Below are 24,714 nucleotides of genomic sequence, written 5' to 3'. Positions count from 1 at the left end.
TTGGGAGCGTCAGGCGGTGGCGGGACGGCCGACGAAGAGCAGCGGGCGCGAGCGCAGGGCGAAGGCGCCGTCGCCAATAAGCCAGAGTGCAAAAGAGGTTACGATCAGGAAGCCGGGATATTCCCAGCCGCCGCCGGTGGAGGAGAACAGCCAGCCATTGGGGATGTGCACGCTCATCGCGCCGGCCATCACCGGGATCAGCAGCAGGGCGACGTGGCGGGCGTAAACCCCTGAAATGATGAGCAAACCGCCGGTCAGCTCGGCGAGGAACACCGGCCAGGCGAGGCCGGCCGGCAGGCCGAGGCTGCCGAGATAGCCGGCGAAACCCGGAATGGTGAAAACCGCATATTTCAGAAGGGCATGGGAGACCCACATGGCGCCGAGCGCGACGCGGAGCAGGAACACGCCATAGGGCGCGGAGCGGGTGTCGATCATGGTCAGAATCCCGTGGCTGGTCAGTGCAGTGAGGTGGACGATCAGGCCGGTCAGGCCGGTGTGTCCAAAGTGCTAGCTGACGGTGCCGCGCAAGGCGATAGCCGCAATTACCGTTCCGTCATTGCACGGTTGCAATGAGATCTGCCGGCGTATCGCGGGTCACGGGGCAACAGGGAGAGGGGCGTTCGGGCCCGAAGCCCGGCGCCCACCCGCTCAGTGGCGGTCGTCGGGCAGTGCCGGCAGCGGCTCGCTGGCAACGGTGACCTCGACGGTCGGGGCGCGGTCGGCGACCGGGGCGGGCTCGCTCACCTTCGGCGCGCTGCGCTCGGCGAGGCGCGTGCGCCCGCTGCCGCCGCGTTTGAACTCGCACCACATGCGCTCCGCCCCGGCGAGGTTGCCGCGGAAGCTCTGCTCGCTGGTCTTCTCCAGTTCGAAACAGGGCTGGAAGGCGAGGCCCTTCATCTTGGCGCAGACCTTCTCGCCCTTCACCAGCACGGTGCCGGCCGGCAGCGTCACATAGCGGACATTGCCCTTGCCGCGGATCTGCACCGTGCCCTCGACCGAACCGTCGGGCAGGATGCGCCCGGCACCGGCCGTGCCCTCGAAGCAGCTATAGGAGAAGGTGCGCCCCACCACGAAGCGCTGGGCCGCGACCGCCGTCAGCGTCTCCCCGGCCTGCGCGGGCGCGAGCGGCGCCAAAGCGGGCGTGAGGAGCGACGCGGCGGCCAGAAGGGCGGAGGAAGCGCGCATGAAGGGTTCCACGGATCATTGACAGGCTTACGATGCGCCGCGGAAGCCCTGTCTTGTCAAGGCGCGGCACCCCTGCGCGGCCCGGATCGGGGCCATGCGGCAGGCGCCTGTGGCCACCGCGCAACGCTGTCGGCACCACCGCACCGCAGAATGGCGCAAGACGGTTAATGTCCGGCAAATGCCGCCGCACGGGATCGCCCGCGCCTCAGGCGGGTTGCGTCTCGCGGGCGACCGGACGCTCGACGATGGGCAGGTTGATGATGGCCGAGGCGAAGCTCAGCGCCACGGAGAGCCACCAGACAAGGTTGTAGGAGCCGAGCTGCTCATAAAGCAGGCCGCCAAGCCACACGCCGAGGAAGCCGCCGACCTGATGGCTGAAAAAGGCGAAGCCATAGAGCATGGCGAGGTAGCGCGTGCCGAACATCAGCATCACCAGCCCCGAGGTCGGCGGCACGGTGGAGAGCCAGAGCAGGCCGATGACGATGCCGAAGCCGATGGAGGTGACGGGGCTCGCCGGCAGCAGCACGAAGACGGCGATGGCGATGCCACGGGCGAAATAGATCGCCGCCAGCAGATAGCGCCGCGACATGCGGCTCGACAGCCAGCCGGAAGAGAGCGAGCCCACCATATTGGCGAGGCCGATCACCGCCAGGGTCCAGCCGCCAATGGTCAGCGACAGGCCGCGGTCAGTGAGATAGGCCGGCAGATGGGTGGTCACGAAAGCGAGCTGGAAGCCGCAGGTGAAGAAGCCGAGCACCAGGAAGATGTAGCTCGGGTGGCGGAACGCCTCGCCCAGCGCCGCCCCGATGGATTGCGGGCGCGCCTCGCCGGCGCGGGGGGCGGCGCTCGGCGTCGCCAGCGCCGTGGCGAAGGGCATGACCAGCAGCATGGTGACGCCGAACACGATCAGCGTCTCATGCCAGCCAATGCTCGCATTCAGCCCGGCCGCCAGCGGGGGAAACAGGAACTGGCCGAAGGAGCCGGCCGCCGTGCCCGCGCCGAACGCCATGGGGCGCCACTTCTCCGGCAGCGTCTTGCCGAAGGCGGCGAGCACGATGTTGAAGGAGCAGCCCGACAGGCCGAAGCCGATCATCATGCCGGCGGAGAGGTGCAGCGAGCCGGGCGTCGCCGCATAGGCCATGGCGATCAGCCCGAGCGCATAGAGCGCCGCGCCCGCCCACAGCACGCGCACCACGCCGAACCGGTCCGCCACCGCGCCGGCAAAGGGCGTGCCGACGCCCCAGAGCAGGTTCTGGATGGCGATGGCGAGGCCGAACGTGTCGCGCCCCCAGCCATATTCGCTGGTCATCGGCAGCAGGAAGATGCCCGAGGAGGCGCGCGGCCCGAAGGTCAGCATGGCGATCATGCAGCCGCACAGCACCACCAGGAGCGGCGCGCGGGCGGCAAGCGGGGCGGTCGGCGCGGGGGGCTGGCTCATCGGGCGGAACTCACCGGGAGGGGGACGGATCGGGCGGAGGGCACGTCAGTGAAGCGAGCGGGCTGTGACGAGGCACGATGATCGCGGCGCGGATGGGGGCACGCTCGGGGCGCGCCATCGGGGGCACCTTGCCGCCCGGTCCGATCACCGTCACGGCGGCCCGGCTCACACCACGCCATGCTGTGGAATAGGCCCGCCCGTGCCGCGAGGGAAACAAATAGTTTTGCGGATAGTCATCAGCAATGGTGATGGAGGGGGCGCTTAGTGAGCCGTTCGCCTCATCGCGGACGCTCTCACACCCCATACGTCAACGTCATCCCGGCCGGCCAAAGGCCGGGCCGGGATCGCGCCCCGCATTCTTCCAGCGATCCCGGCTCTCCGCTTCGCTTCGGCCGGGATGACGCTGACGGCCGCCGGCCGAGCCGGGATCGCGTCCCGCATTCTGTCCAACGATCCCGGCGTCACGCTTCCCGGACAAGCCACGCGAAGCGACACACTCGCAGGCCGTCATGGCCGGGCTTGACCCGGCCATCCACGACTTCCTTCCGGCGCGCCCGGCCAAGACGTGGATCCCCGGGCCAAGCCCGGGGATGACGGTGGAAGGGAGGGGTGGGTCATCCCGGACGGCCACCGGCCGCGCCGGGATCGCGTCCCGCCTTCTGTCCGACGATCCCGGCGCCACGCTTCCCGGACAAGCCACGCGCCGCGACACACTCGCATGCCGTCATGGCCGCGCTTGACCCGGCCATCCACGACTTCCTTCCGGCGCGCCCGGCCAAGACGTGGATCCCCGGGCCAAGCCCGGGGATGACGGTGGAAGGGAGGGGTGGGTCATCCCGGACGGCCACCGGCCGCGCCGGGATCGCGTCCCGCCTTCTGTCCAACGATCCCGGCGTCACGCTTCCCGGACAAGCCACGCGAAGCGACACACTCGCAGGCCGTCATGGCCGGGCTTGACCCGGCCATCCACGACTTCCTTCCGGCGCGCCCGGCCAAGACGTGGATCCCCGGGCCAAGCCCGGGGATGACGGTGGAAGGGAGGGGTGGGTCATCCCGGACGGCCACCGGCCGCGCCGGGATCGCGTCCCGCCTTCTGTCCGACGATCCCGGCGCCACGCTTCCCGGACAAGCCACGCGCCGCGACACACTCGCATGCCGTCATGGCCGCGCTTGACCCGGCCATCCACGACTTCCTTCCGGCGCGCCCGGCCAAGACGTGGATCCCCGGGCCAAGCCCGGGGATGACGGTGGAAGGGAGGGGTGGGTCATCCCGGACGGCCACCGGCCGCGCCGGGATCGCCCCGCCTCTACGCCAGTGCCTCGATGTCGGCGTCGGTCAGGGTGCCCGGCACGATGGTGATGGGGATGGGCAGCGCCCAGTGGCCGGAGACGAGCGCGGTGAGGAGGGGGCCGGGGCCGTCGGGGCCGGCGGCGCTCGCGAGGGCGAGGATGGCGATGTCTTCATCGGCCTCGACCACCGCATGCAGCGCCTCGGCGGCGCTTCCCTCGCGGATCGCCGTCTCAGGCTCGACGCCGGCAACGGTGCGGGCGCGGGCGACATAGTGGGCGAGCCGCATCTCTGCCTTGTCGGTCTCTTCCGCCCGCATCAGATTGGCGACGCCGAGCCATTGCGCCGGCGCATCAGTGAGTTCCAGCACCGCCAGCAGCACCAGTCCGCCCTGCGTGCGGGCAGCGCGGCGCGCGGCATAAGTCACGGCGCGGTCGCATTCCGGCGTGCCGTCGACCATGACCAGGAACTTGCGGCGGTGGCCGGGCGCGAAACTCTGGCGGGTGCGCGGCATGGGGGCTCCTGCGGGCGGATCGGGCGGGACGGCGTCCGCCCGACCGGCGCCGCCTCTCGCCGCCTTGGTCTTACCACAGCTGCGGCGTGCCCGCAGGAGGCACGCGCCGTCGGTCGGCGCGTTGCCGTGCCGCGCGCTCGACGCGGCCCGTGCGCTCAGTGCACGAAGCCGACAATGTCCTTCACCTGGCCGAGGGTCTCGTCGGCGATGACGCGGGCGCGCGCGGCGCCGTCACGCAGGATGGCGTCGATATGCGCCGGATCGTCCATCAGCCGCTTCATCTCGCCGCCGATCGGCCCGAGCTTGGCCACCGCGAGATCGACCAGCGCCGCCTTGAAGGTGGAGAACTGGCCGCCGCCGAATTCGGCGAGCACCGCCGCCTTCTCCGAGCCGGCGAGCGCGGCATAGATGCCGACGAGGTTCTCCGCCTCCGGCCGGCCCTTCAGCCCGTCCGCCTCGGAGGGCAGCGGCTCGGGATCGGTCTTGGCCTTGCGGATCTTCGAGGCGACGGCGTCGGCATCGTCCGTGAGGTTGATGCGCGAGAGGTCGGAGGGGTCGGACTTCGACATCTTCTTGGCGCCGTCGCGCAGGCTCATGACGCGCGCCGCCGGCCCGCCGATCAGCGGCTCGGTGAGCGGGAAGAAGCTCTCTCCAAGGCCATGGGCGGCGATGGAGGGGCCAAAATCATTGTTGAACTTCTGCGCGATGTCGCGCGTCAGCTCCAGATGCTGCTTCTGGTCCTCGCCGACCGGCACATGGGTGGCGCGGTAGATCAGGATGTCGGCGGCCATCAGGTTCGGGTAGGCGTAGAGCCCGACCGAGGCGTTCTCGCGATCCTTGCCGGCCTTGTCCTTGAACTGGGTCATGCGGTTGAGCCAGCCCAGGCGCGCGACGCAGTTGAACACCCAGGCGAGTTCGGCATGGGCCGAGACCTGGCTCTGGTTGAAGACGATGTGGCGCGTCGGGTCGATGCCGGCGGCGATGAAGGCAGCGGTGACCTCGCGGATCTGCTTCTTCAGCTCGGCCGGATCCTGCCAGACGGTGATGGCATGCATGTCCACGACGCAATAGATGCAGTCATAGCTGTCCTGCAGCTCGACGAAGCGCTTGATGGCGCCGAGATAATTGCCGAGATGCAGGTTTCCGGTGGGCTGGACGCCGGAAAAGACGCGCTGCTTGAATTCCATGTCGGGCCGTCCTGTCGTGCGCTCGCGTGATCGTCGCGCGCGAGGCGCTATCGCATACGGGCACCAGTCGGGCAAGCGAAGCGTGCCCGCTCCAGCACTTGCCGGGCCAGCGAAGCGTGGCGGCTCTAGCGCTTGCGCAGCGCCGCCTTCAGCGCCGCCGGTGACAGGCCACCGAAAAGCACCGCTCCCGCGCCATAGGCGAGCATGCCGGCGAGCACGAGGGCGGCCAGCGCCGCGATGGCGTAAAGCCCCCCGCCCCCAAGCATTCCCTCCAGCGGCAGGCGGGCCGTTCCCACCGCGCCCGCCATGAGGAGGCCGGCGGCGAGCAGCCCGATCAGCCGGCGCCGGTTCGTCCCCGGCAGGCGCAGCAGGCCGCGCCGGATCAGCGTCCCGGCGAGGGCCGCCAGACTCACCGCGCTCGCCGCCAGCACGCCGAGCGCCGGGCCGGCAAGGCCGAGCGGACCGGCGGCGAGGAAGCCCGTCAGCGCCCCGACCGGCAGGCCGATCAGCGCGGCGCGGGTTACGTCCCGCCCGAAGCCGGCGGCGAAGGCGATGGCGGCGAGCACCTTCTCCACCGCCTGAAGCGGCAAGGTGAGGGCGAGCAGCGCCAGCGCCTGCGCGGTCAGTTCGGCGGCGGCGGGATCGAAGGCGCCGCGCTGGAACAGCACGATGACGATGGGATGGGCGAGCACGGCGAGGCCGAGCGCCGCCGGCAGCGAGAGCGCCAGCGCCGCCTCGACGCCGAGGGCGCCGGTCTGCGCCCCCGTCTGGGTGCCCGTCTCCTCGCCGTCCCCGCCTCGCGCGGCGAGCGCCGGCAGCAGCACCGCCCCGGCGCTGGCGCCGATCAGCCCGAGCGGCAGCTCGACGAGGCGCGTGGCGTAGAACAGCGCGGCGATGCCGCCGGGAATGCCGGAGGCCGCCGCCGCCGCGATGAGGAAGCGCAGCTGCGGCAGGCCGGCGGCGAGCAGGCTGGGCCCGGCGGCGGCGAGCATGGGCAGCGCCGCCCGAAGCGCCGCGCGCGAGGGCAGCGCCAGCGTGCCGGTGGGCACGGCGAAGAAGATCAGAACGAGCTGCGTCACCGCCCCGGCCATGACCCCGGCGGAGAGCCAGACCAGCGCGGTCTCCATCGCCATGGCATGGGCGCCGGAGAGCCAGAGCAGGCCGAGCAAAGCGAGCACCGCGACATTGCCGGCGGCCGGCGCCATGGCCGGGCGGGCCAGCGCCCCGCCGGCATTGGCGAGCGCGGCCAGCGTGCCGGCGGTCAGCGCCAGCGGCACGCCGAGCACGGTCAGCCGGCCGGCGAGCACCGCACCGGCCTCGCGCGCGCCGTCGTCCGGGAAGCCCGGCGCCAGAACGGCGATCACCTGCGGCATGAACACCGCCAGCGCGCTCGCGAGGGCGAGGCCGGTTACCGCGAAGATCAGCACCGCCGCCCCCGCGCGCTGGCGGCGAGCCGCGCCATCCACCGGGGTCAGCGCCGGCAGCACGGCGGCGTTGAGCGCGCCCTCGCCGAGCAGGCGCCGGGCGAGCTGCGCCAGCGACAGGCCGGCCACTGAGGCATCCGCCACCACGCCGGTGCCGAACAGCGCCGCCACCCCGGCGTCGCGGGCAAAGCCGAGCAGCCGCGAGGCGAGGGTGAGGGAGGCGACGGTGGAGGCGCGACGCAGGAGGGCCATGGCGCTAGCAATAGACGGCCCGCCGTGGCGCGCAAAGCGCCGCAATGGCCCGGCCCAATCGCCCGGCCCTTGCGGCAGCAACGTTGCGGCGGGGCGCCCGCTCTGCTACCGCGAGAGCCCGGCTTTCCCGCTCCCGCGGGAGCTTGTTTTCCCCTGCGCAGGAAAAGGGCGTCCATGACCACCCAGCAGCTCGACGTCATCGGTTTCGGCAATGCCATCGTCGACGTGATCGCCCGCTCCGAGGAGGCCTTCCTCGACCGCCACGGCATGCGCAAGGGCGGCATGACGCTGATCGACGAGCCGCGCGCCGAGGCGGTCTATGGCGATATGGGACCGGGCGTGGAGATTTCCGGTGGTTCGGCCGCCAACACCATGGTCGGCATCGCTTCGCTGGGCGGGCGCGCCGGCTTCATCGGCAAGGTGCGCGACGACGAGCTGGGCGGCATCTTCGCCCATGACATCCGCGCCGCCGGCGTCGCCTATGCCACGCCCGCCGCGACCAGCGGCCCGACCACGGCGCGCTGCCTCATTCTGGTGACGCCCGATGGCGAGCGCACCATGAACACCTTTCTCGGCGCGGCGCAGGATCTGACGCCGGGCGATGTCGACGCGCCCAGCGTGGCGGGCGCCGCCGTCACCTATCTCGAAGGCTATCTGTGGGATCCGCCGGCGGCGAAGGAGGCCTTCCTCACGGCCGCGCGCATCGCCCATGAAGCGGGCCGCACCGTGGCTCTGACGCTGTCCGACGCTTTCTGCGTCGGGCGCTACCGGGCCGAGTTCCTGGAGCTGATCCGCTCCGGCACGGTCGATCTGGTGTTCGCCAATGAGGCGGAGCTGATGTCGCTCTACGAGACTGAGTTCGACGCCGCGCTCGCCGCCCTGCGCAAAGATGCCAAGCGCGCCGTGGTGACGCGCAGCGCCAAGGGCGCGCTGTCGGTCGCGGGCGACGATCTCGTCACCGTGCCGGCCTTCCCGGTGGCGCAGGTGGTGGACACGACCGGCGCCGGCGATCTCTTCGCCGCCGGCTATCTGCACGGCTTCGCCCGTGGCTTCACCCCCGAGGAATCGCTGAAGCTCGGCGCCCTCGCCGCCGCCGAGATCATCAGCCATATCGGCGCCCGCCCGGAGAAGAACCTGCGCGACCTCGCGCTGGAGCACGGCCTGCGGGTGTGAGCGGGCGGCCGGCGGGCCTGTCGAACGAGCGACATGATTGGGGCGGATGCTAGGGGTTCTCTGTGCTGACGCAGGAGCCCAGTGATGGATGCCGCTCTTTCGCCTGTCGCCGCGCCGACCGTGCCCGCCCCGATCATGCCGTTCGACGCCGCGCGGTTCCAGTCGACCGTCGCCTTCTATGAGCGCTACCGCACGCCCTACCCGGCCGAGCTGATCGCGTCCGTCGCCCGCCATCTCGGCCTGCGCTACGCCGACCGCGTGCTCGATCTCGGCTGTGGTCCCGGCCCGCTCGCCCTCGCCTTTGCCCGGCTGGGGCTGGAGGTGACCGCGATGGACCCCGAGCCGACCATGCTTGAGGCGGTGCGCGCGGGCGCTGCGGCGGCGGGCGTGGTCATCACCACGGTGGAGGGCTCGTCCTACGACCTGCCGGGCGCGTTGCCGCGCTTTCGGATGGTGACGATGGGCCGCTCGTTCCACTGGATGGACCGCCCGGCCACGCTGGCCGGTCTCGACCGCATGATCGAGCCCGATGGCGCGGTGGTGCTGATGGGCGACCGCGCCCTCTGGGCGGCGCCGGACTACCGGCCCATGCTGGAAGAATTGGGCGAGCGCTATGCGGCCGAGCGGGCGGCCGAGCGCCGGCTGCGCCGCTCATCCGCCTGGGCGCCGCATGAGGCGGTGCTCCTCGCCTCGCCCTTCGCCGATGTCGAGCGCCTCGCCCGGATCGTGCGGACCGAGCGGTCGGCGGAGGATATTGTCGGGCTTGCCCTGTCGCGCTCGGGCACCTCGCCGGCGGTGCTGGGCGATCAGCTGGACGCCTTCACGGACGAATTGCGGGCGCGGCTCGAATCTCTCGCGCCCGATGGGCGCTTCGAGGAGGTGACGGAGATCAGCGCCGTGGTGGCGCGCCGCCCGGGCGGCTGAACCTAAGGTGCGCCGCCCGGCCTCGTGAGCGGACGGCGCGGGATCAGCCTCAGCGCGGGGCGCGTTTGGCGAGGATGCGCTGGAGCGTGCGGCGGTGCATGGAGAGGCGGCGCGCGGTCTCCGAGACATTGCGCCCGCACAGCTCATAGACCCGCTGGATGTGCTCCCAGCGCACCCGGTCTGCCGACATCGGGTTTTCCGGCAGCTGGGGCTTGTAGTCGCCCTGCGCGTTCAGCGCGGCGCAAATGTCGTCGGCATCCGCGGGCTTGGCCAGATAATCCACCGCGCCCACCTTCACGGCGGTGACGGCGGTGGCGATGTTGCCATAGCCGGTGAGGATGATGCCGCGCGCTTCCGGCCGGCGGCGCTTCAGCGCCGAGATGACGTCGAGGCCATTGCCGTCGCCGAGGCGCATATCCACCACGGCATAGGCCGGGGCGGCGCCTTCGACGCTGGCGAGGCCGTCGGCGACGGTCTCGGCGGTGGTGACGTTGAAGCCGCGCGATTCCATCGCACGGGCGAGACGTTGCAGGAACGGGCGATCGTCGTCGACGATCAGCAGCGAGCGGTCCTGCGCATCCGAGGTGATATCAAGCATCTGGGCCTTCCCATGCGCCACGGCGGGCGCCACATCTTTTTCTGGTCTTTCTACGAACGTACACGACCAGGCTCGGCAGCGCAAAATTGTCGCACATTGCGCAAGGTCAAGGCAGTGTCACAAACCGGTGCGCGGAACCGGATCCTCCACGACATCCTCGTCCAAGGCTGGGTCGTCCCCTTCCTCCGAAATGTCGATCTTGGCGCGCGGCCAGCGCACGGTGACCGAGGCGCCATGGGCGGGCGCGGCCCGGTTGACGAAGCTCAGCTCGGCGCCGGAGCGCTCCAGCAGCGTCTTGGCGATGAACACGCCGAGGCCGAGCCCCTGGCGCGTCTCTTCCTCGGCCTCGGGAGCGTCGCGCCGCCAGCGGTTGCGCCCGCGGCTGGTCACATAGGGCGCGCCGATGGAATCGATCAGCTCGGGCGGGAAGCCCGGCCCATCATCGGTGAAGGTGACGGCGACCTCGGTCTCGCTCCAGGTCGCGACGACGTTGACCGCGCTCTCGGCGAAATCGACGGCGTTCTCGACGATGTTGCCGAGGCCGTAGAGCAGGCCGGGATTGCGCGCGATCACCGGCTCGTCGCCGGCGGGGGCGGGCACGGCGATGGTGATGGCGATGCCGAAATTGCGGTGCGGGGCGACGACATCCTCGAGGATGTGCGACAGCGGCATGCGGTCGAAGGGCGCGTCGCCCGCCTCCAGCGAGGTGAGGCGGCGCAGGATGGTGCGGCAGCGCTCGGACTGCTCGCGCAGCAGGCGGATATCGTCGGCGAGCGGGCTGTCGGCGGGCACGGCGCGGGCGAGTTCCTTGGCCACCACGGTGATGGTGGCGAGCGGCGTGCCCAGCTCATGCGCGGCGGCGGCGGCGAGCCCGTCCAGCGCCGAAATGTGCTGCTCGCGGGCCAGCACCAGCTCGGTCGCGGCGAGCGCCTCGGAGAGTTCGCGCGTTTCCTCCGCCACCCGCCAGGCATGCACGCCGATGAAGCCAATGGCGATGGCGAGCGCCAGCCAGATCGCGGCGAGGTAGAGCGGCGGCAGCACCGGCGCCATTGGCGTGCCATCGGTCGCCCAGGGCAGCGGCATCTGCCACAGCCCGACCAGCGCCGCGCAGATCGCCGCCAGGATGCCAAGCAGGATCGTCGTGCGCGGCGAGAGCGCGGTGGCCGAGATCAGCACCGGGGCGAGGAACAGCAGCGCGAACGGGTTGGCGAGGCCGCCGGTGAGGAACAGAAGGGCGGCGAGCTGGAGGATGTCATAGGCCAGCAGCCAGGCCGCCTCGACATCGGAGAGCCGGCGCGCGCCCGGGTTGCGCAGCCGCAATGCAAGGTTCAGCCAAGCCGAGAGCGCGACAACCGCGAGGCACGCGCCGAGCGGCAGGGTGAAGCCGAGCAGCCATTGCACCACCACGATCGCCAGCGTCTGGCCGGAAATCGCCAGCCAGCGCAGGCGGATGAGGGTGTCCAGCCGGAGGCCGAAAAACCGTTCGCCAATGGGATGATCGAGCGAAAGCGTCATGTGTTCCCCGTCGCGGCTTCCTCTATACAGGCAGATACGACGAAAGGGCGAGGGCGGCCCCGATTTGACGGCGCGGCGAAAGAGCCTATTTATGCTGCAACGCACAACTCATCGCGTCACCGGCGGACAGTCCCGCCGGCACGGAGATGGAGGATATCCATGGCCATCGGCGTCTTCGGCGATCTGACGGATCTCGACGAGGCGGCCCCGCCGCCGGAGGCCACGCTGGAAGCGGCATCGGCCTTCTCGCGCCCGCTCTACTGGATGTATGAGATGGGTCATGCGGCGCTCGACCCGCTGCGCATGCTGGTGGATGCCAACCGGCTCTACTACCGCAACCCGGCCAACCCGCTGACCCATACCGGCTTCGGCAAGTCGATCTCCGCCGCCTGCGAGATGTTCGAGCGTACGACGCGGCGCTATGGCAAGCCGGACTGGGGCATCACCGAGACGGTGGTCGGCGCCACCCGCGTGCCCGTGCATATCGAGACGGTGTGGGAGCGGCCCTTCTGCCGCCTGCTGCATTTCCAGCGCGACTTCCCGGTCCATCCGCGCCGGCCGCAGCCGCGCATGCTGATCGTCGCCCCGCTCTCCGGCCATTACGCGACGCTGTTGCGCGGCACGGTGCAGACGCTGCTGCCGAACCACGACATCTACATCACCGACTGGATGGACGCCCGTAACGTGCCGATGAGCGGCGGGCGCTTCGATCTCGACGACTATATCGACTATGTCATCGACATCTTCCGCCATCTCGGCGGCGGCGTTCACGCGCTCGCCGTCTGCCAGCCGGCGGTGCCGGTGCTCGCCGCCGTGGCGCGCATGGAGGAGATGGGCGACCCGGACGTGCCGGCCTCGATGGTGCTGATGGGCGGGCCGATCGACACGCGCGAGAGCCCGACCGCGGTGAACGACTTCGCCAAGGAACGCGGCATCGACTGGTTCCGCCGCAACGTCATCACCACCGTGCCCTGGCCCAATGGCGGCTTCATGCGGCAGGTCTATCCCGGCTTCCTGCAGCTGCACGGCTTCATGGCGATGAATTTCGAGCGCCATCTGCAGGCCCATGCCGACATGTTCAGCCATCTGGTGAAGGGCGACGGCGATTCCGCCGCCAAGCATCGCGAGTTCTATGACGAGTATCTCTCGGTCATGGACCTGCCGGCGGAGTATTACCTCCAGACGCTGCAGACCGTGTTCATCGACCATGCGCTGCCGACCGGCCAGATGACCCATCGCGGCGCGAGGGTGGACACGTCGAAGATCCGCAATGTCGCGCTGCTCACCATCGAGGGCGAGAACGACGACATTTCCGGCGTCGGCCAGACGCGGGCGGCGCAGACGCTGTGCTCGAGCCTTCCCGACGACAAGCGCGCGCATTACCTCCAGCCGACCGTCGGCCATTACGGTGTGTTCAACGGCTCGCGCTTCCGCGCCGAGATCGCCCCGCGCATCTCCGACTTCGTGCTCTCGCACAACTGGCCCCGCAAGGGCCACAACGCGCCGGCAGACGCGCCCGCCTCGTGAGGTGAGCGCGCCCTGCCGGTCTGGCTATGTGCCCGGCTCGGCATCTATCCCGGCTTCCCAATAGGGCGGATCGCCGAAGGCCGCGCGAAGCCACTCGGCCATCGCCCGCAGCTTGGCCGTGGGATTGCGGCCTTCGGGATGCGCGACATAGATGAATTCCGCTTCCGGCTCGGCGCCGACCTCGATCACGCGCAGCGTGCCGGCGTGGATGGCGGGCCCGGCGATGAACAGCGGCAGCATGGTGATGCCGAGCCCGGCCATCGCCGCGTCGCGCATGATCATGCCGTTATTCACCTGCAGCCCGACCCTGGCGCGCACCTGCACGCGGCCGGCTTCGGACACGAACTGCCAGTCGGCAAGGCCGCGATGGGTGTAGAAAATCCCGCGATGGTCATTGAGCTGCGCCAGATCGCGCGGCGCGCCGTGCTGTTCCAGATAATCGGGTGAAGCCACCAGCACGCGCCGGCTGCGGGCGAGGCGCCAGGCGGTGAGCGGGCTGTCGCGCATCGGCCCGTGGCGGATCACGCCGTCATAGCCCTCCGCCTGCGCGTCGACCACCCGGTCATCAAGCTCGATGCTCAGCTCGATCTGCGGATGGCGGCGCAGGAAGGGGTAGAGCGCCGGGCCGATATGCAGGGCGGTCAGCGTCACCGGGGCGGAGATCCTCAGCGGGCCGGCCAGCGTGCCGCGCCGCTCCGCCAGCGTGGCGACCGCCGCGTCGAGCCCGCGCAGCGATTGCGAGGCCATCTCCAGAAAGGCCGCGCCATCCTCCGTCAGCGACAGCCGGCGGGTCGAGCGATGCACAAGGCGCGCGCCCAGACGCTGCTCGAGCTGGGCGAGGCGGTCACTGACCACCGATTTCGACAGGCGCAGCCGGCGCGCCGCCTCGCTGATCGAGCCGGCCTCGGCGATGGCGACGAAGGCGGCGATGCCGTCCAGTTTCATCGTTCGGCTTTCCCGGACATGAATTCCATTGTCGGCAGTCTAATCCGAACGCCGGGCGCGGGCCATACTCTCCAGCGAAACGGGCCGGCCGGGATCGTCCGGCGGCGGTCATCGTGAAATCACGGAGAAATCTCATGTCTCGTCTCACCGGCAAGGTAGCCATCGTCACTGGGGCCAGCTCCGGCATCGGCCGCGCCACGGCGCGGCTGTTCGCCGCCGAGGGCGCGAAGGTCGTGGTCGGCGCCCGCCGCCAGGCCGAGCTCGACACGCTGGTCGCCGACATCGCCGCCGGTGGCGGCGAGGCCGTGGCGCTGGCGGGCGACGTGCGCTCGGAAGACTACGCCAAGGCACTGGTCGCGCTGGCGGCCGAGCGTTTCGGCCGGCTCGACATCGCCTTCAACAATGCCGGCACGTTGGGCGAGAAGGGGCCGAGCACCGGCGTCTCGGCCGGGGGGTGGGAGGACACGCTGGCGACCAACCTCACCAGCGGCTTTTTCGGTGCCAAGCACCAGATCGCGCAGATGCTGACGACCGGCGGCGGCTCGGTGATCTTCACCTCGACCTTTGTCGGCTACACAACGGCCTTCCCCGGCCTTGCCGCCTATGCCGCCTCGAAATCGGGGCTGATCGGCCTCACCCAGGCGCTGGCTTCCGAATTCGGCCCGCAGGGGGTGAGGGTCAATGCCGTGCTGCCCGGCGCGGTGGAGACGGAGATGTACCGCGAGGCCAATGACACGCCCGAGGCGCAAGCCTTCGTCACCGGTCTGCATGCGCTGAAGCGCGTCGCGCGCCCCGAGGAACTGGCCCACTCGGTGCTCTATCTCGCCTCGGACGATTCGTCTTTTGTGTCCGGCACCGCGCATCTGGTCGATGGCGGCCTGTCGATCACGCGGACCTGAGAGCCCGCCAGGGAGGACGGACGGGAGGACGGGCGGAAATAACCGCCCGTTTTCCGGCGGCGCCGGTACAAGCGCGGTGCTAGCGTCCGATCATGGCGACCGACACGCTGCATGATTTGTTCGACCTGACGCTGCCGGACCCGGCAACGCTGTACCGGGCGTTGTTGGCGCGCGAGGCGACTTATGAGGGGCGCGTCTATGTCTGCGTCGCCACCACCGGTATTTTCTGCCGGCTGACCTGCCCGGCACGCAAGCCACTCGCCGAGAACTGCACCTTCCGCCCGACCATCGGCGCCTGCATCGAGGCGGGGTTCCGCCCCTGCAAGAGGTGCCACCCGCTCCAGCCGGCGGCGGAGGCCGACCCGATGATCGCCGCCCTGCTCGCGGCGCTCGATGCCCGCCCGGCCTACCGCTTCGGCGAGGAGGACATTGCCCGCATGGGCTATGACCTCTCCACCGTGCGGCGCGCCTTCAAGCGGCATTTCGGCATGACCTTTCTCGACATGGCCCGCCACCGGCGGCTGCGCGAGGGTTTTGAGACGCTGGCGCTCGGCGGCTCGGTCATCGCCGCGCAGCAGGAGGCGGGGTTTCAGTCGGCGAGCGCCTTCCGCGCCGCCTTCGCCCGGCTGCTCGGCTGCGCCCCCGGCGACATCGCCGGCGAGGGCCGGCTGCTGGCGGACTGGATCGGCACGCCGCTCGGCGACATGATCGCGATTTCCAGCCCCACCCATCTGCACCTGCTGGAATTCATCGAGCGGCGCGGCCTGCCGGCGGAAATCGCCCGGCTGCGCCAGGGCGTGAAGGGCGCGCTCGGCATTGGCAGTACGGCGCCGACCGAGCAGATCCGCGCCGAGCTGGGCGCCTATTTCGCGGGCCGCTCGGCCGATTTCGCGACGCCCGTGGCGCTCGACGGCAGCGCCTTCACCCGCGCCGTCTGGGCCGAGCTGCGCCGCATCCCGGCGGGGGAGAGCGTGAGCTATGCCGAGATCGCCCGGCGCATCGGCGCGCCCGCGGCGATCCGCGCCGTGGCGCGGGCGAACGGCGCCAACCAGCTGGCCCTCATCATCCCCTGCCATCGCGTCATCGGCGCGGATGGCGCGCTCACCGGCTATGGCGGCGGCCTCTGGCGCAAGCAGCGGCTGCTGGAGATCGAGGCGCAGTACCGCACCCGGCCGCAGCAAGTGGGGTGAGGCGTCCGCCAGAGGCGGCAGCTAGGGCGCGGCGGCGGTCCGCTTGTCCCGTGCGCGGGCGATGCAGGCCAGCGAGGTGACGATGACCAGCGCCGCGAACACGCCGGGCGGGAAGATATAGCGTGCATCCCCGGCCGGCGCGGCGACGAAGAGCAGCCCCAGAAAACCGAGCGTGCCGGCATAGAGCACCAGCGGCAGCAGAGCGCCCCGCCGGTCGATCCACAGCGCCGGAAGCAGGAAGAAGGCGGCAAGGCCGACCAGGACATAGCCGCGCCGCCAGGGTGCGTTGGCGCCTTCGACGATCATCTGGATCAGGCGGGCCGCTCGTTCGGGAAAGGCGAGGGTGAAGCCGTAGGGGTTGTCGTCGATGCCGCCATGAGTCGGGTAATAGGTGGCAGGGGTGTTCAGGCCCATTTGCTGCTCGAACACCGCAAGGCGGGTGGCGAGATAGCAGCCGGGATGCGCGACCAGAATTTCCCGCCAGCGCTGCTCGATAGCGGGTACGCGGCGCCACATATAGCGGGGCCCGAGGCGCTCATTCCACAGCGGCGTGTCGAAGGTCAGGTTGATATGGCGGGGATTGTGCAGCGCCCGCAGCTCCTCCACCGTGAACGGGTCGCCGGGGGTGATGACATCGGTCAGCAGGGACTGCCCGGCGCAGATCGAGGTGCCGGCGATGTCCCACAGCTGGATGTTCGTCATCATCGGCCCGACCGACGGTAGCCGCTGCAGGTCCGGCAGGCGCCAGAGCGTGCTCGCATAGGCAAGAGCCAGCGTCACCACGATGCCAAGACCGGCCGCCACGCGTTGCCGCCCGGTCGAGGCGGCACCGGCGGGCTTCCACACGACCAGCAGCATGAAGGGCAGCACCAGCGGCAGCGCGTTGTAGCGCAGCGCGATGGAGGCGGTGAGGCAGGCGAACAGAGCGACGAATTTCGCCCAGGAGAAGCGGCGCGTGCCGGACAGCCACAGGGCGACCGCCATCACCGCGAAGGTGCCGACGGTCACGTCCTTCCACAGCACGATCAGGGCGCCGATCAGCGTGGGAAACACGACGAACAGGCCGAGGAACACCGCCATGAGCGGGACCGACACCCTGGCCGATGGGGCGAGATGGCGGATGATGAGGTTGGCCGAGAGGAACAGGGCAAAGGACTGGAAGAGCAGCAGACCGCCGGGATTGCCCGGCAGGTGCCGGAAGAGGAAGAACAGATAGTCATGCACGGGCGGCCAGAGCGCCGTCTCCACCCCCTCGATGGACTGGCGGTAGGCATAGAGGCTGTCGAACGACATCAGCCCCGGCCAGACGGTGAAGGCGATAAAGGCGGTGGCGAGGCCGGCCATCAGGAAGGCGGCGAGGAGGTCGGCGCGCCGGGCGTCGCCTGCGTCTGCCTGCGGCAGATGCGCGTTCTCGGGCGCTGACATTGACGTAACCATCCGCTCTCCATCGGGAGGGCCGCGCCGGCAGGGAGCGAATGAAACGCGCACCGTCGCGGAAGGCGGATGATGTTCCATATCCGGCGACGGGAGGCAACGCGGCAGGAGCGCGGTAGGGGGGCCGGCACGCGGGCTTCGCGCGCCCACGAAAAAGCCGCCGGCCCTCGCGGGGCGGCGGCTTGTCATTTAGGTTCCCGCCCTAATGGGCGCGGGCGAACATTTCGTTGCGCCGCCTCGCGCTAATGGGCGCGGGCGAACATCTCGTTGAACGAGTAGCCCGAGCCGCGCACGGTGCGGATGGGGTCCGGCTGGCGCGGGCGGTTGAGCGCTTTGCGCAGGCGGCCGACATGCACGTCGACGGTGCGCTCGTCGATATAGACGTCCTGGCCCCACACGCCGTCGAGCAGCTGCTCGCGCGAATAGACCCGGCCGGGCGACTGCATGAGGAATTCGAGCAGCCGGAATTCAGTCGGGCCGAGATGCAGCTCGCGCCCGGCGCGGTGGACGCGCTTTGTCTCGCGGTCGAGTTCGATGTCGCCGGCGCGCAAGAGCGTCGAGACATGCTCGGGCTTGGCCCGGCGCAGCAGCGCCCGCACGCGGGCGACGAGCTCCGGCACCGAGAAGGGCTTGACCACATAGTCGTCGGCGCCGGTGGCGAGGCCGCGCACGCGCTCAGTCTCCTCGCCACGGGCCGTGAGCATGAGAACGGGCATGCGCTCGGTCTCCGGCCGGGCCCGCAGGCGCCGGCACAGCTCGATGCCGGAGAGGCCGGGCAGCATCCAGTCGAGGATCAGGAGGTCCGGCACGCTCTCGCGCAGCCGGGTCTCCGCCTCGTCGCCGCGCCCGACGCTGTCGACGGCATAGCCTTCGGATTCGAGATTGTAGCGCAGCAGGAGGGTGAGGGGCTCCTCATCCTCCACGATCAGAATATTGGTGGCCATGGCGTCATCCCCGGTCGTCGGTCACGCCGGCTCAGGCCGGGAAGGGCAGCGAGGTGAGGCTGCTGGTATCCTGCTTCGGCCGCTCGTCGGTGAGCTGCTGACCGGTGGCGAGATAGTTCACGGTCTCGGCGATGTTGGTGGCGTGGTCGCCGATGCGCTCGATGTTCTTGGCGCAGAACAGCAGATGCGTGCACAGCGAGATGTTGCGCGGATCCTCCATCATATAGGTCAGGAGTTCGCGGAACAGCGAGGTGTAGAGGACGTCGATGTCGCCATCGCGGCGCCAGACTTCCAGCGCGCGGTCATTGTCGCGGCTGGCATAGGAGTCCAGCACCATCTTGAGCTGCTCCAGCACCATGCCGGACATGTGCTCGACGCCGCGCACCAGCTTCTGCGGGTGGAACTCGCCGGTCAGCGCCAGCACGCGCTTGGCGGTGTTCTTGGCGAGGTCGCCGATGCGCTCGAGGTCGTTGGCGATGCGCATGGCGGCCACGATCTCGCGCAGATCGCCGGCCAGAGGCTGGCGGCGGGCGATGGTGAGGATGGCCTTTTCCTCGATCTCGCGCTGGAGCAGGTCGACCGGGCCGTCGAGCACGATCACCTTCTGGGCGAGCTCGGTGTCGCGCTTGACCAGCGCCTCGACCGAATCCGCGACGAGGCGCTCGGCCTGACCGCCCATCTCCACCACGCGGCGGCTGAGCTCCTTGAGGTCGGCGTCGAAGGACGAAACGATATGTTCGGTCATGGGAGGCTCCTCTGCCGGCTCAGCCGAAGCGGCCGGTGATGTAGTCGCGGGTGCGGGCCTCGCGCGGATTGGTGAAGATCTCGTTCGACGCGGCGACCTCGATCAGTTCGCCGAGATAGAAGAAGGAGGTGATGTCGGCGCAGCGCGCCGCCTGCTGCATGTTGTGCGTCACGATGACGATGGTGAATTCCTGCTTCAGCTCGTCGATCAGATCCTCGATCTTCGAGGTCGAGATCGGGTCGAGCGCCGAGGTGGGCTCGTCGAGCAGGATCACTTCCGGGCGCACGGCGATGGTGCGGGCGATGCACAGGCGCTGCTGCTGGCCGCCGGACATGCCGAGCGCCGAGGTGTGGAGACGGTCCTTGGTCTCCTCCCAGATCGCCGCCTTGCGCAGGCACCACTCCACGCGCTCGTCCATCTGCGCCTTGGAGAGCTTCTCGTGCAGCTTCACGCCGAAGGCGATGTTGTCATAGATCGACATCGGGAAGGGCGTCGGCTTCTGGAACACCATGCCGATGCGCGAGCGCACCACGGTGGAGTCCAGATCCTTGGAGAGCAGGTCGACGCCGTCGAACAGGATCTTCCCTTCCGCGCGCTGGCCCGGATAGAGCTGGTACATGCGGTTGAAGATGCGCAGCAGCGTGGACTTACCGCAGCCCGAGGGTCCGATCATCGCGGTAACGCGCTTCTCGGGGATCTCGAAATTGATGTTCTTCAGGGCGTGGTTGTCGCCATAGAAGAAGTTCAGCCCCTCGACCTTGAGCTTGGGCTCGGCGGACGGCGCGGTGGCGCGGTTCACGGCGGAGGCGATGTCGATCGACGTTTCAGCAGCGAAATTCATGGTCCGTCTCACTTCATCTTCGCCAGGACGAGGCGGGAAAGAATGTTCAGGGTCAGCACCCCGACGGTGATGATGAGCGCGCCGGCCCAGGCCAGGGCGACCCAGTCCTCGAAGGGGCTGGCGGCGTATTGATAAATGGCGATCGGCAGAGACGCCATGGGCACGCTGAGGTCCAGCGACCAGCCATTATTGCCGAGCGAGGTGAACAGCAGAGGCGCGGTCTCGCCGGCGGCGCGGGCCACGGCCAGCAGGATGCCGGTAACGATGCCGGCGCGGGCCGCCCGCCAGGTGACCAGGGTGACCACCTTCCACGCCGGCGCGCCGAGCGCGAAGGCCGCCTCGCGCAGGCCGATCGGCACCAGGTTCAGCATGTCTTCGGTGGTGCGCACGACCACCGGGATGATGATGATCGCCAGCGCGAAGGAGCCTGCCCAGCCGGAGAAGCCGCCGATCGGCACGACCATGAGCTGGTAGACGAACAGGCCGATCAGGATCGAGGGCGCCGAGAGCAGCACGTCGTTCACGAAGCGCACGGCATTGCCGATCTGCGTGTTCTTGCCGTGCTCGGCGAGGAAGGTGCCGCACATCAGGCCGATCGGCGTGCCGATGACAAGGGCGACACCGATCTGGATCAGCGAGCCGACAATGGCGTTGAGCAGGCCGCCGCCCGCGCCCGGAGGCGCGGTGATCTTGGTAAACACATGCGGGCCGAGGGCCGGCAGGCCCCGCGCCACCAGGGTCCAGAGGATCCAGGCGAGGAGGACAAGCGAGAGCGCGGCGAAGCCGGTGGAAATGACCTTGACGGTGTAGTCGGTGGCGCGGCGACGGGCGAGCGATGACATGTACTTTCCTCAGCCCTTGAGCTTCGAGCGGACCAGCAGCCGCGAGAGCGCCAGCACGATGAAGGAGATGACGAAGAGGATGAAGCCGAGTTCCAGCAGCGACTGCAGCTTGAGCGAGCCGTTGGAGGCTTCGGGGAATTCGTTGGCGATGGTCGAGGCGATGGTGGCGCCCGGCGCGAACAGCGAGACCGACATGCGCGTCGCATTGCCGATGACGAAGGTCACGGCCATTGTCTCGCCCAGCGCGCGGCCGAGGCCGAGCATCACCGCGCCGACCATGGCGGTGCGGCCATAGGGCACGGAGACATTGCGATACACTTCATAGGTGGTCGCGCCGACGCCATAGGCCGATTCCTTGATCATCGGCGGCACCGATTCCAGCACCTCGACGAACATGGCGGTGATGAAGGGCAGGATCATGATCGCCATGATGAGGCCGGCGGTCAGCATGCCCGCGCCAAGCGGCGGGCCCTGGAACAGCGCGCCGAGCACGGGGATCGGGCCAAGCCATTCGATCAGCGGCGGCTGCACATAGGCGGCCATCAGCGGCACGATGACGAAGAAGCCCCACATGCCGTAGATGATCGAGGGGATGGCGGCGAGGAGCTGGATGGCGACGCCGATCGGCCGGCGAAGCTGCTGCGGCGCGATTTCGGTCAGGAAGAAGGCGATGCCGAAGGACAGCGGGAGCGCGATGATGACCGCGATGACGGCGCTGAAGATGGTGCCGAACACCATCACACCGGCGCCGAACTTCTCCGTCACCGGGTTCCAGATCGTCGACCACAGGAAGCTGATGCCAAATTCGCGCAGCGCCGGCAGACCACCCTCGAACAGCATGGCGATGATCAGGCCGAGAAGGATCAGCACGAAGATGCCGCTGGTCCACAGCAGCCCGACGAAGATGGGGTCGCTGAGGCGGCCGGTCGGCTTGCGCGCGGCGACCATGGCCGCTTGGTTTCCGGTAAGCGTGGCGTCCATGTTCCTGTGATCCTGTCAGCGCCATCGGGCGTGGACCCCTGAGGGGACCGGTGGTGCGCGCGGGGGCTCGCTAAGGCGTCTCGTGCGTCATGTCGGGGGCGTGGCGGCGTCGCCGTGCCGGACCGCGAGGTGTCGGTCGGGCAACGGCGGCGAAGTTCGCCGCGGGTACTATCAGGCGGCGCTCACGAGAAGGGGCGGCCGCCGCGACGGCCGCCCCTCTTTCGGTTGATCTATTAAGATCAGTTGGTCCAGACAGCCTTGCCGTCAGCCTTCACTTCGTCGGCCCAGGCCTTCTTGATGTCGGTGACGACCGAGTCCGGGAGCGGGATGTAGTGAAGCTTCTCGGCGATGGCGTCGCCTTCGGCGGTGTAGGCCCAGTTGAAGAACTTGATGGCCTCGGCCGACTGCGTGGCGTTGGTCGGGTTCTTCGGGAGCAGGATGTAGGTGGCCGAGGTGATCGGCCAGGCGCCCGGGCCGGCGGTGTCGATCATCGAGGCGGCGAAGTTCTTCGCGCCCTTCCAGTCGGCGGCGGCGGCGGCTTCCATGAACGCCTTGGTCTCGGGCTTCACGACCTTGCCGGCCTTGTTGACGAGATCGGCAGCGGTCAGCTTGTTGGCGGCGGCGTAGATGAACTCGACGTAGCCGATGGCGCCCTTGGTGTTCTTCACGGTGCCGGCAACGCCTTCATTGCCCTTGGCGCCCGCGCCGACCGGCCACTGAACGGAGGTGGCCGCGCCGACGGCGGACTTCCAGTCGCCATTGGCCGAAGCGAGATAGGACGTGAACACGAACGAGGTGCCCGAGCTGTCCGAGCGATAGACCGGGACGATCGCGGTGTCAGGCAGCTTGGAGCCCTTGTTCAGCGCGGCGATCTTGGCGTCGTTCCACTTGGTGATTTTGCCCTGGTAGATCTCGGCGAGGACCGGACCGTCGAGCACCAGCGAGGAAACGCCGTCGAGGTTGAAGATCGCGACGACCGAACCGATTACGGTCGGGAACTGCAGCAGGTTGGCGGATTCGAGCTTGTCGTCCTTCATCGGCGCGTCGGAAGCGCCGAAGTCGACGGTGCGGTTGACGATCTGGTTCTGACCGCCGCCGGAGCCGATGGACTGATAGTTCAGGCCCGTGCCGGTCTTCTCCTTATAGGCCGCAGCCCAGGCCTGATAGACCGGGGCCGGGAAGGACGCGCCAGCGCCGTTGATGTCGGCCGCGAAGGCGGCGCCCGGCAGCGTGAGGCTGAGCGACAGCGCAGCGCCGAGGATGTGGGTGAGCTTCAAGGGTCTTCTCCTGATCTGGGAGACCAGCAGCACACGGGCCCTTGCCCGGTGCTCCGTTGGCCGGAGGCGGCGGAAATGGGTGACACGGGCTTATCTAACGTCCCGGCGCCACGGTTGTATGACGGGTGGGTGACGCCTTGATGACAGCCTAAGCCGCTGAATTATCGCGCGCTTTCACGTCGCTCGCGGCGAGTGCGGCAAGCCGTACGGAAAAGGTCGATCCCTCGCCCGGCGTGCTCTCGATGCCGAGCCGTCCGCGGTGGCGTGCGACGATGTGCTTGACGATGGCGAGGCCCAGCCCCGTGCCGCCCTGCTCGCGCGAATGGGCGGTGTCCACGCGGTAGAACCGCTCGGTGAGCCGGGGCACATGCTCGGGCGCGATGCCCGGCCCGAAATCGCGCACCGCCACAAGGGCATCGCCCCCCTCGCGGGTAATGGCGACCTCCACCTTGCCGCCGGTGGCGCCATATTTCAGCGCGTTCTCGACGAGATTCTCGAACACCCGGAACAGCTCGTCGCGGTCCCCCTTCACCGTCACCGGCCCGGCGGGATGGACGAAGGCGACCTCGACGCCGCGTTCGCGTCCGAGCGGGGCCAGCGTGTCGCGCACATGGCCGACAATGGCGACGAGGTCGATCTCGGTCTCCGGCCGCAAATGGGCGTTCAGCTCGATGCGCGAGAGCGAGAGCAGGTCGTCGATAAGGCGCGACATGCGGCGCGCCTGTTCGCCCATGATCTTGAGGAAGCGCTCGCGGGCGTTGGTGTCGTTGCGGGCCGGGCCTTGCAGCGTCTCGATGAAGCCGGAGAGCGAGGCGAGCGGGGTGCGCAGCTCGTGGCTGGCATTGGCGATGAAGTCGACGCGCATCTGCTCGACGCGCCGCTGCTGGGTGAGGTCGATGAAGCTCACCAGCACCGCGTCGGTGGCGCGCCGGTCGGCCCGCTCGCGGCCCTCGCCGGAGCGGATCGGCACGATGTCGGCGCGCAGCCAGCGGTCGATCGGCACGCGCTCGGCGAATTCGATGCGGCGCGGCTGGCCGTCGGCGGCGGCGGCGCGGATCGCCTCCAGCACTTCCGGCACGCGCACGGCGAAGGAGACGGGATCGCCGACCCTGACGCTCGCGACGATGCCGGTGGCGCGGGCATTGGCGACCAGCACCGTGCCGCGCGGGTCGAGCAGCAGCGCGGCCTCGGGCAGCGCGCGCACCAGTGCGGTCAGGCGCTCCTCGCCGGCGCCGAGGCGCAGCGGGCGGGGTTCCCCAGGCGCCCCCAGCCGCGCCAGGGCGGCAGACACGGGCCGGCGGGGGCCAGGCAGCAGGGCGCCGGCGAGCACCAGCGCGCCGATCACAAAAGCGGGCGTCGGCGCGAGCGTGCCCAGCCACACCGCACCGGCGAGCCCCAGCGCGGCCGCACCCAGCGTGCCACGCGCGCCGGCGAGGCGCCCGCCGAGCGTATCCTCGGCGGTGGACGCGGGTGCTTGAGATGCGGGTTCGCGGGCCATGCTGACCGTTTCCTGAGACCGGGGGAATTCGCTATGCTCGCCGCCCGATACTGAATCGGTCCCCGCGCGAGCATGAACGAGACCGCGCCTTAT

The 24,714-nt window shown here is 69.6% G+C and carries 22 protein-coding genes; 5 read left to right on the top strand and 17 right to left on the bottom strand.

Annotated elements, in window-relative coordinates; genetic code table 11:
- Positions 1-9: 9 nt before the first annotated feature.
- The 6 genes from OU996_RS03965 to OU996_RS03940 all read right to left on the bottom strand — a co-directional run bounded on the left by OU996_RS03965 (position 10) and on the right by OU996_RS03940 (position 7,288).
- On the bottom strand, positions 10-435 hold the full coding sequence (locus OU996_RS03965; protein ID WP_267584358.1) for a DoxX family protein: 426 nt from the start codon (positions 433-435) through the stop codon (positions 10-12).
- 213 nt (positions 436-648) lie between these two features.
- A complete protein-coding gene (locus OU996_RS03960) occupies positions 649-1,185 on the bottom strand; it encodes a hypothetical protein (protein WP_267584357.1) in 537 nt (178 codons plus the stop codon).
- Between the two features lie 205 nt (positions 1,186-1,390).
- On the bottom strand, positions 1,391-2,623 hold the full coding sequence (locus tag OU996_RS03955) for an MFS transporter (protein WP_267584356.1): 1,233 nt from the start codon (positions 2,621-2,623) through the stop codon (positions 1,391-1,393).
- Positions 2,624-3,930: 1,307 nt separating this feature from the next.
- Positions 3,931-4,425: a universal stress protein gene (locus tag OU996_RS03950; protein WP_267584355.1), complete on the bottom strand. Its 495-nt coding sequence runs from the start codon at positions 4,423-4,425 to the stop codon at positions 3,931-3,933.
- A gap of 155 nt (positions 4,426-4,580) precedes the next feature.
- Positions 4,581-5,612 carry a tryptophan--tRNA ligase gene (gene trpS / locus OU996_RS03945; RefSeq protein WP_267584354.1) on the bottom strand — a complete coding sequence of 344 codons (1,032 nt, stop codon included), beginning with the start codon at positions 5,610-5,612 and terminating at the stop codon, positions 4,581-4,583.
- Between the two features lie 125 nt (positions 5,613-5,737).
- On the bottom strand, positions 5,738-7,288 hold the full coding sequence (locus tag OU996_RS03940; protein WP_267584353.1) for a lipid II flippase MurJ: 1,551 nt from the start codon (positions 7,286-7,288) through the stop codon (positions 5,738-5,740).
- A gap of 174 nt (positions 7,289-7,462) precedes the next feature.
- On the opposite strand from OU996_RS03940, the gene OU996_RS03935 reads away from it, so the two are divergent.
- Complete coding sequence (locus OU996_RS03935; protein ID WP_267584352.1) at positions 7,463-8,461, top strand: adenosine kinase; 999 nt, start codon at positions 7,463-7,465, stop codon at positions 8,459-8,461.
- 84 nt (positions 8,462-8,545) lie between these two features.
- Entirely contained in the window at positions 8,546-9,385 is an 840-nt protein-coding gene (locus tag OU996_RS03930; RefSeq protein ID WP_267584351.1) for a class I SAM-dependent methyltransferase, read from the top strand.
- A 49-nt stretch (positions 9,386-9,434) separates the two neighbouring features.
- On the opposite strand, the gene OU996_RS03925 is transcribed toward OU996_RS03930, so the two are convergent.
- The gene (locus OU996_RS03925) at positions 9,435-9,983 is read right to left on the bottom strand and encodes an ActR/PrrA/RegA family redox response regulator transcription factor (protein ID WP_267584350.1); all 549 of its coding nucleotides are present in this window, start codon (positions 9,981-9,983) and stop codon (positions 9,435-9,437) included.
- 117 nt (positions 9,984-10,100) lie between these two features.
- On the bottom strand, positions 10,101-11,498 hold the full coding sequence (locus OU996_RS03920) for an ActS/PrrB/RegB family redox-sensitive histidine kinase (protein WP_267584349.1): 1,398 nt from the start codon (positions 11,496-11,498) through the stop codon (positions 10,101-10,103).
- Positions 11,499-11,657: 159 nt separating this feature from the next.
- Between OU996_RS03920 and OU996_RS03915 the strand changes: the two genes are divergently transcribed.
- Complete coding sequence (locus OU996_RS03915; RefSeq protein ID WP_324290729.1) at positions 11,658-13,025, top strand: polyhydroxyalkanoate depolymerase; 1,368 nt, start codon at positions 11,658-11,660, stop codon at positions 13,023-13,025.
- Positions 13,026-13,049: 24 nt separating this feature from the next.
- Here the strand turns inward: OU996_RS03915 and OU996_RS03910 are convergent, their stop codons facing one another.
- On the bottom strand, positions 13,050-13,970 hold the full coding sequence (locus tag OU996_RS03910) for a LysR family transcriptional regulator (RefSeq protein WP_267584348.1): 921 nt from the start codon (positions 13,968-13,970) through the stop codon (positions 13,050-13,052).
- A 134-nt stretch (positions 13,971-14,104) separates the two neighbouring features.
- On the opposite strand from OU996_RS03910, the gene OU996_RS03905 reads away from it, so the two are divergent.
- Both OU996_RS03905 and OU996_RS03900 read left to right on the top strand, forming a co-directional pair.
- Positions 14,105-14,869, top strand: coding sequence for an SDR family oxidoreductase (locus OU996_RS03905; protein WP_267584347.1), 765 nt, complete (start codon positions 14,105-14,107; stop codon positions 14,867-14,869).
- 92 nt (positions 14,870-14,961) lie between these two features.
- Positions 14,962-16,059 (top strand): bifunctional transcriptional activator/DNA repair enzyme AdaA, encoded by a 1,098-nt coding sequence (locus tag OU996_RS03900; protein WP_267584346.1) that lies wholly within the window; start codon positions 14,962-14,964, stop codon positions 16,057-16,059.
- A 21-nt stretch (positions 16,060-16,080) separates the two neighbouring features.
- Here OU996_RS03900 and OU996_RS03895 read toward each other — a convergent pair whose 3' ends face one another.
- The 8 genes from OU996_RS03895 to OU996_RS03860 form a co-directional block, all read right to left on the bottom strand.
- Complete coding sequence (locus OU996_RS03895) at positions 16,081-17,484, bottom strand: hypothetical protein (protein ID WP_267584345.1); 1,404 nt, start codon at positions 17,482-17,484, stop codon at positions 16,081-16,083.
- A gap of 251 nt (positions 17,485-17,735) precedes the next feature.
- Positions 17,736-18,437, bottom strand: coding sequence for a phosphate regulon transcriptional regulator PhoB (gene phoB, locus OU996_RS03890; RefSeq protein ID WP_267584344.1), 702 nt, complete (start codon positions 18,435-18,437; stop codon positions 17,736-17,738).
- Between the two features lie 31 nt (positions 18,438-18,468).
- Positions 18,469-19,182 (bottom strand): phosphate signaling complex protein PhoU, encoded by a 714-nt coding sequence (phoU, locus tag OU996_RS03885; RefSeq protein ID WP_267584343.1) that lies wholly within the window; start codon positions 19,180-19,182, stop codon positions 18,469-18,471.
- Between the two features lie 19 nt (positions 19,183-19,201).
- Positions 19,202-20,023 (bottom strand): phosphate ABC transporter ATP-binding protein PstB, encoded by an 822-nt coding sequence (pstB, locus tag OU996_RS03880; protein ID WP_267584342.1) that lies wholly within the window; start codon positions 20,021-20,023, stop codon positions 19,202-19,204.
- 8 nt (positions 20,024-20,031) lie between these two features.
- Positions 20,032-20,865, bottom strand: a complete 834-nt coding sequence (gene pstA / locus OU996_RS03875) for a phosphate ABC transporter permease PstA (protein ID WP_267584341.1) — start codon at positions 20,863-20,865, stop codon at positions 20,032-20,034.
- 9 nt (positions 20,866-20,874) lie between these two features.
- Positions 20,875-21,846, bottom strand: a complete 972-nt coding sequence (gene pstC / locus OU996_RS03870; RefSeq protein ID WP_267584340.1) for a phosphate ABC transporter permease subunit PstC — start codon at positions 21,844-21,846, stop codon at positions 20,875-20,877.
- A gap of 239 nt (positions 21,847-22,085) precedes the next feature.
- Positions 22,086-23,123, bottom strand: a complete 1,038-nt coding sequence (pstS, locus tag OU996_RS03865; protein WP_267584339.1) for a phosphate ABC transporter substrate-binding protein PstS — start codon at positions 23,121-23,123, stop codon at positions 22,086-22,088.
- Between the two features lie 148 nt (positions 23,124-23,271).
- Complete coding sequence (locus OU996_RS03860) at positions 23,272-24,621, bottom strand: ATP-binding protein (RefSeq protein WP_267584338.1); 1,350 nt, start codon at positions 24,619-24,621, stop codon at positions 23,272-23,274.
- Positions 24,622-24,714: the final 93 nt, after the last annotated feature.

The organism is Ancylobacter sp. SL191 (assembly GCF_026625645.1).
GTDB lineage: Bacteria > Pseudomonadota > Alphaproteobacteria > Rhizobiales > Xanthobacteraceae > Ancylobacter.
This window is presented reverse-complemented; position numbering and strand designations above follow the sequence as displayed.